This window comes from Thermosynechococcus sp. (assembly GCF_046299635.1).
In the GTDB taxonomy this organism is placed as follows: domain Bacteria; phylum Cyanobacteriota; class Cyanobacteriia; order Thermosynechococcales; family Thermosynechococcaceae; genus Thermosynechococcus.
This window is the reverse complement of sequence record NZ_JBKBHV010000019.1, coordinates 42,567-49,420: the sequence shown is the minus strand read 5'-3', so window position 1 is coordinate 49,420 and position 6,854 is coordinate 42,567. Positions and strand designations below refer to the sequence as shown.

Below are 6,854 nucleotides of genomic sequence, written 5' to 3'. Positions count from 1 at the left end.
CAGGGGGTTGCAATCTGCTCAAGGAGAGGCTATAAAAGATGCTCTTGCTTCCCTTCGGGGAAGCTGATTAAATGGAAACACTCCGGAAAAATCCGGACTTGTGATTTGAATGGCGTAGCTTGCTTCCCTTCGGGGAAGCTAATTAAATGGAAACCATTGACGATATTGAAATGTTTCGTCTGTTCCTGAAGCTTTGCTTCCCTTCGGGGAAGCTGATTAAATGAAAAAAAACTGCTAGCTCACTTCACGGACACGGGGCTGGCCATCCACAATTTCACCAACGAGGATCACATCAGCCACGTTGACAAAAAGGCCATTTTCGACGACGCCGGGGATGTTGTTCATCGTTTTCTCCAGTTCGGCGGGGTTAGGAATGTCGGCAAATTTGACATCAAGGACAAGATTGCCTTGATCGGTGACCACCGGCCCATCTTTTTTCACCCCCATGCGCAGTTCGGGCTGACCGCCAAGGTTCTTCAGGGCGCGAGTGACGGGAGCCACGGCAAAGGGCAACACTTCAACAGGCACCGGGAAGGTGGACCCCAATTTCTGTACCAGTTTGGTGCTATCTACAACAACCAAGAACAGATCCGCAAGGGAGTCAACCACCTTTTCGCGGGTATGGGCTGCCCCACCCCCCTTGATCAGGTTTTTGGCGGGATCTACTTCATCGGCGCCGTCAATGGCAAGGTCAATGCACTCCACATCATCTAAGGTCGCCAAGGGAATACCGTACTTTTTGGCAAGAACGGCAGCTTGAAACGAGGTGGGCACACCGACGATGTTGCTTAGTTCTCCGTGGCGCAGGCGATCGCCCAAAAATTGGATGACAAAGGCGGTGGTTGACCCGGTGCCCAGGCCGACAATCATTCCAGACTGCACGCGATCGGCAGCGGCCTTGGCCACGGCCTGTTTCATCTGCTTGACGGCATCCTCACTCATGCACAGATTCCCCTAGCTTTTTCCAAAAGCACAATACCACACCACCGCCCTTTACAGGCTTTTTCTAAGGAATAGGAACCCGTTTCTCAGCCCACCTGTCTTTGGAAATGAGTTGCCGGTGACGTTGCCAACGAGGATAATGCTAATGGTTGGCTAAGGGTGTTTTAAGGATGGCGATCGCGCGTACAAAGCAAAAATGGCAGTGGTTTTCCCTCTTGGGGGTGGCCGCAGCATTTTGGGGCACCGGTGGACTGGCGGCCGAGCACCTTAGCCTTGGGCATCCTGCCTTCGGCAAACTAGAGGTTCAAGTTCGGGATCTTGCCACATTTGCAACAACGGGGAATGCTAGCCCGCAGCTCCGGTTCTTAATCCAGTTATTTCCCCCCGATCAGCAGCAAAGTCTGCGGGAGGCCTTGACGACGCGCATGGATCTAGAACCCACCACCGTCCGCCAGTTTGTCAAAAGTCCCATTGGTCAAAGCTTTTTAGAGCGTATCGGCCAAGTCATTCGTGCAGATAATGATGTTAATGGTGGCTCAGCCCTTGGTGAAGCCCTAACCACCGCCGCCAGTTCTCCCTCAGGCATTACCCTCCTCTCAGTGCTACAGGCCTTTCCAGGCAAGAGTGTTAAAGTCAACGGTGAGTTGGGTCTGAAGGCCGTGGGTGCCTTTACCCGTGCATTGAATCAAGAACAACGAGCGCAAGACTTTGTCGAACGCTTGGCGCAACTCCAACCGAAAACGCCTCTGCCAGCCCTCAATCCTGCTCAAAAGGGTCCCTTTCAGTGGCAAAAGCAAAAAATTGAATTTACCAATCCCAATCGCACCACTGGTTCCATTCCCGCAGATCTCTATGTACCCAGGGGAATCACCGCCCCTGCGCCTCTGATTGTGATTTCCCATGGTTTAGCCTCAGACCGCACGACATTTGCCTACCTCGCAGAGCACCTAGCCAGTTATGGGCTAGCCGTTTTGGCGGTGACTCACCCCGGCTCTGATGCCAGTCGGATCAGTAGTTTTCTGTCAGGGGCACCCTTAGACTATGAGAATTTGCCGAAGGATTGGGCGCAGCGTCCCTTTGACTTGAAGTTTGGCGTGGATGCCGTGGCGGCTTTGGTTCAGAAAAACCCTGCCCTGAAAATTGACACCCAAAATGTTGGCCTCTTTGGTCACTCCATGGGAGGCTTTACAGTACTGGCAGCGGCGGGGGGTACCGTTGACTGGAATGCCGTCAAACAACGCTGTCTGGCGGCGGCGAATGATCTCTTTATCTTTAACATTTCCCTGCCCCTGCAATGCCGTAGCGTTGGTCTTGCCGATCTACCCGTCATGCCCACAGATCCACGGGTCAAGTCTGTGATTGCTGTCAATCCGGTGAGCAGCGTTCTAATTGGCGAAAGCGGCATGGCCAACATCAAGGTACCCACGCTGATCCTTTCCAGTAGCAAAGATGTCTTTGCGCCCCCCTTGGAGGAGCAAGTCTTACCCTTTACGTGGTTGCAGGCACAGCCCAAGTACCTTGCCATGCTGGTGCCCGGCACCCATTTTTCGGCGGTGGGGGTCAGTGAAAAAGGGGTATTGCCGGTTCCCAACGACCTCATTGGCCCAAATCCGCGCTTGGCACAACCCTTTTTCAAGGGCCTAGCTGCCGCATTCTTTGGGGTGTTTAATCAAAAAAACGAGCAGTTGCGGCCTTTCCTGAGTCAAACGTTTGCTAACCAAGCGGCACAGCCTACCTTTCAAGCCTATTGGGTGGATCACATTAATCCGCAGCAGTTGCAGGAGGTACTGGCAGGCCGAATGGGGAGTCAGCCTCGCAAATAAAGTGCCCCGGAAATTAGCGTGAGGGCGATCGCCCCACCATAAACAATGACAATTCCCCCCTGCCAACTCGGAGGTAAGGGCGCTAAGAGCAAGCCCACGGCCACCATCTGGCTAACGGTTTTGGCTTTGCCCCAAAGGTTTGCCCCCTGAATTTGCGATTGCTGCACTCGCCAACCGGCAATCCCTAGCTCCCGAAACAGGATCAACGCCACCGACCATGCCGGCACCTCTCCCCATTCAATGCAGAGTAAAAGCGGCATGAGGATCAATAGCTTATCCACCAGCGGATCAAGCACCTTGCCCAAATCCGTGACCTGATGACAACGGCGGGCAATATAACCATCCAGCCAATCCGTAAGGGCAGCCATCAGAAACAGACCCACCCCCCACCAGCGATAGACCGCTCCATTATTGAAGGAGAGCAGACCCAGAATTCCGAACACGATTAATAGGCGAGCAAGGGTAATGGTGGTGGCTAAATTGAAGGGCATCCTCCTCCCCCCTAGACAATAAGAAAACCCCCTCGCGGGGAGGGAGTCTATTCTCGTTGATAACAGGCAGGGCTTAGTACAACTGGAGCGACTTCAACTGCTGATCGAACATGTGGATCGTATCCACAAAGCGCGCTGTCTTCGACTGCGTGGAAATGACCAAGGATTGGGTACGGGCACCGCCCTTGAAGAAGCGCACCCCCTTCATGAGCATACCGGGGGTAATGCCACAGGCGGCAAAGAGAACCGTCTCCCCAGAGGCCAATTCCTCAGCTTCATAGACTTTATCGGGATCCGTAATGCCGGCTTTTTTCAGTTCTTCGAGGTTGCCTTCGCGGGTGCGATTGGCCCACTCCTTGGTCATGACCACGGCGGGATCATAGACCAGTTGCCCTTGGAAGTGCCCGCCCAAGGCTCGCATGGCCGCAGCAGAAATCACCCCCTCAGGCGCAGCGCCAATACCCATGAGCGCATGAATGTTCGTACCAGAGAAGGCACAGGAGAGGGCTGCCGAGACATCGCCATCAGTAATCAGTTGGACACGGGCACCGGCGTCGCGGATTTCTTGAATCAAGTCATTGTGGCGATCGCGCTTCATCACCACCACCACCAACTCGTCAATGGCGCGGTCAAGGCACTCCGAGAGAATTTTCAGGTTTTCGGTCGCCGAGTAACGAATATCCACTTTGCCCTTAGCTGCCGGGGGTGCCGCCAATTTCTTCATGTAGAAGTCCGGCGCTGCAAACAACCCCCCTTTTTCGGAGATGGCCAAGACCGCCATCGAACCCGGTTGACCGTAGGCGCAGAGGTTGGTTCCTTCACAGGGGTCAACGGCAATGTCAATCTCAATGAGTTCTTCGGGGTTACAGTATTGGGCCGCATCGGGACGGGTACAAATGCCCACTTCCTCGCCAATATAGAGCATCGGGGCTTCATCCCGTTCCCCTTCACCAATCACAATGCGACCGCGCATATGGATTTGATTCATGCGGTTGCGCATGGCATCCACGGCCACCTGATCCGCCATTTTTTTGTCACCTTTGCCCATCCACCGCGCTGAGGCGATCGCTGCTTGCTCGACAACTTCAATAATCTCTAAGCCGATGACGTTATCCACACAACCCTCCTAACTGCACAAGTTGATCCCGCAGAGGTTTCCTCTCTGAGCTTACAGAACTTTGGTACGCAGAAAATAATTTCTCGCTGCAAATTATTTGCTTTCAAGCGTCGCTTCTTGGGGACAATAGGGCGATCGCTTGTTGTTAACGCTTCCCCTCAAGAGCTAGGGGGTGGTCAAAAAGAGCAGTTGCTCTGTGGGCAGATGATCTAAGTAATAGCCATCCTGGGCCAATACAATTAACAGATGCAAGCCACAATCAGGATGCAGGTGTAGATCTGCCCAAGGAATGGCCACCTCTAGGCAGGTGCCCAACGCATAGCGGGCATGGGTGGGGCGCTCTTCCCATTGATAGTTAGCGATCGCCTCCTTGAAGGTGAGCTGTTGCTTTTCTAGGTCAATCACTAACTGATGGTGGTACAGGTAGTTGAGGGGGGCTTCATCGGGGCAGTCCCGCAGGTCAGAGAGGGGGCTAGTGTACACCACCCTGTTGGGGTAGTACCAGCAAAAGTGCAGGGTACTGATGTCGGTTCCAAAGGGCTGTTTTTGGCGAGGGGCATCCAGACGCAAGTAGATATTCAGGTGATCTACCCCATACCAGAGGCGATTGATCAGGGTTTGGCGGTGCATCGTCCCCCGGCTGCCCCCGATTTGAATTCGGCCAGCAAAGTTCCAGTCCTGCTCATCACCGCGCCCATCAATTGCAGGGTGAATAAAGCCCTGGGGCGGGTAGGTCGGCTTGGCTGCGTGGACTTCTAGAGGCTCCTTGAGAACCTCAGGAATCGGTTCCCCCAATGCCGTGTAGAGCGCCATCAAGTGCTCACGGAAAAGCTGGTCAAACATGGCATCGTGGTTCGAGGAGTGGCCTTCACCAAACCACCAGAACCAGTCGGAGCCTTCTGCCGCCAAAAGGGCTTGCCATGCCGCAGGATTCTTCGTTTCCGTGGCCTCGGGATGCTGTTCTAGGGTTTGGCGAGCTGCCGCCAGACAGTCCCAAGCTTTGTTTTTGACCGGATCGCCAATCCAGGTGCAGAAATTGCCGTCAATCCAAGAGCCGCTGTGGAGCGCCGAACCGGAGATCACCGCCTGAGGGGGATACTGTTGCAGATACTCTGCTACCGAAACACAGGCAAAATGTTTGCTCTCGCTCAAGCCTTGGTAGAGCGCTTCCAGAAAAGGCAGGCCATCGCGGGGATAGTACTCCCAGCAGTTTTCACCATCGAGGGCAATGGTGACAAGCCAAGGGTGGGCTAGACTGGTCTGACCCCTGCCTTCATAGGCAAGGAGTTGTTGGCGAATGCCCTCCAGCTGCTGAAGCAGATCCGCTGCCGCTGCCTCCGGTGTCAGGGCACTGTAGGTAAAGCCGATTAAATCCGAGAGGCGGTGATCACGAAAGACAATGTGGAGATCGCCCTTGGCCGTGGTGAGGCGATAGGGTTGGTAAAGGACATGGGCCTGTTGCACCACACCCGCTTCGTTGCGGTGAAAATAGGTTCCCGTTGTCCAGCCCAAGACGGCTTCATCGGCACAGATCCACTCAAACCCCTGCTCCAGAATCGGTTCCAGAATGGCGGGACTGACCGCTTGCTCTGAGGGCCACAGGCCGCGGGGCGATCGCCCAAAGAATTGTTCATAGAGAACCCGTGCCCGCCGCAGATGCCGAGAGACATCTTCGGGATATTGAAATCGCCGTTGGGGCAAGGCAATATTGGGAACGGCTACTTTTGCAGCATCGGTATCCACCAAAAGGGGCAAAATTGGGTGGGTGTACGGCGTGGTGGTGACTTCAATTTGACCTACCTCTTGGAGGGCACGGTGCTGGGGAATGATTTGGCTGAGAATTTCTCGCTGTTTGGCAATGATTCGCTGGCGATCGCTGAGGCTAAAGTCACGTCCTTTGGACAACCACTGCGCAATCTCTGGCTCCTTCCAATAGAGAGGATCAATCCACGCTAAATTGTGCCACGCCAGCAAATCCCCATAGTCTTGGGGCTGCCAATTTTGCCAACACCATGTTTTCCCGTGAGTTTGCCGCTGCTCGTAGAGTTCCCGATAGCGAGGATGGGGATCAATCATTGTGCGGTGGTGGGCATCAAAAAAATGCTCAATGATAAACCACCGCTGTTGATCCGTGAGCTGCTCAACTGGTGTCAGTGTTGCTGTCAGGTAGGGATCCAGAGCCGTTCCGTTCACATAGTCCTGAATTTGCAGCAACAGTGAGGGGACAAGGTTGACAGTTTGCTTGAGGCGGGGATATTTGGCGAGGACAAGAACTAAATCTAAGTAATCCTTGGTGCCGTGGAGCCGTACCCAAGGGAGCAGGTATTGACCCGTGCGGCAACTTTTGTAGAGGGGTTGGTGCTGGTGCCAAATGAAGGCAATGTGCAAGGGATAGGCCACAACAAACTTGCCCCCAGTACTTAAGACTTCTCCTCTAGTATTTCAGGAGAGTTTCTTCCAGCACCACTTTGTTACGTAACA

5 protein-coding genes are annotated in these 6,854 nt (G+C 54.1%); 1 reads left to right on the top strand and 4 read right to left on the bottom strand.

The features are described from left to right. Positions 1-234: 234 nt before the first annotated feature. On the bottom strand, positions 235-942 hold the full coding sequence (gene rpiA / locus ACK4IR_RS08905) for a ribose-5-phosphate isomerase RpiA (protein WP_409874016.1): 708 nt from the start codon (positions 940-942) through the stop codon (positions 235-237). 170 nt (positions 943-1,112) lie between these two features. Here rpiA and ACK4IR_RS08900 point away from each other — a divergent pair, with 170 nt between their 5' ends. Then, positions 1,113-2,765, top strand: a complete 1,653-nt coding sequence (locus ACK4IR_RS08900) for an alpha/beta hydrolase (protein ID WP_409874015.1) — start codon at positions 1,113-1,115, stop codon at positions 2,763-2,765. Here the strand turns inward: ACK4IR_RS08900 and pgsA are convergent. From pgsA to ACK4IR_RS08885, 3 genes are all read right to left on the bottom strand, one after another. Further along, on the bottom strand, positions 2,750-3,256 hold the full coding sequence (gene pgsA / locus ACK4IR_RS08895; protein WP_409874014.1) for a CDP-diacylglycerol--glycerol-3-phosphate 3-phosphatidyltransferase: 507 nt from the start codon (positions 3,254-3,256) through the stop codon (positions 2,750-2,752). The genes ACK4IR_RS08900 and pgsA overlap by 16 nt on opposite strands. Positions 3,257-3,329: 73 nt before the next feature. Continuing rightward, positions 3,330-4,373, bottom strand: coding sequence for a class II fructose-bisphosphatase (gene glpX / locus ACK4IR_RS08890; protein ID WP_409874013.1), 1,044 nt, complete (start codon positions 4,371-4,373; stop codon positions 3,330-3,332). Between the two features lie 165 nt (positions 4,374-4,538). Beyond that, complete coding sequence (locus ACK4IR_RS08885; RefSeq protein ID WP_409874012.1) at positions 4,539-6,773, bottom strand: glycoside hydrolase; 2,235 nt, start codon at positions 6,771-6,773, stop codon at positions 4,539-4,541. Between the last annotated feature and the right edge of the window lie 81 nt (positions 6,774-6,854).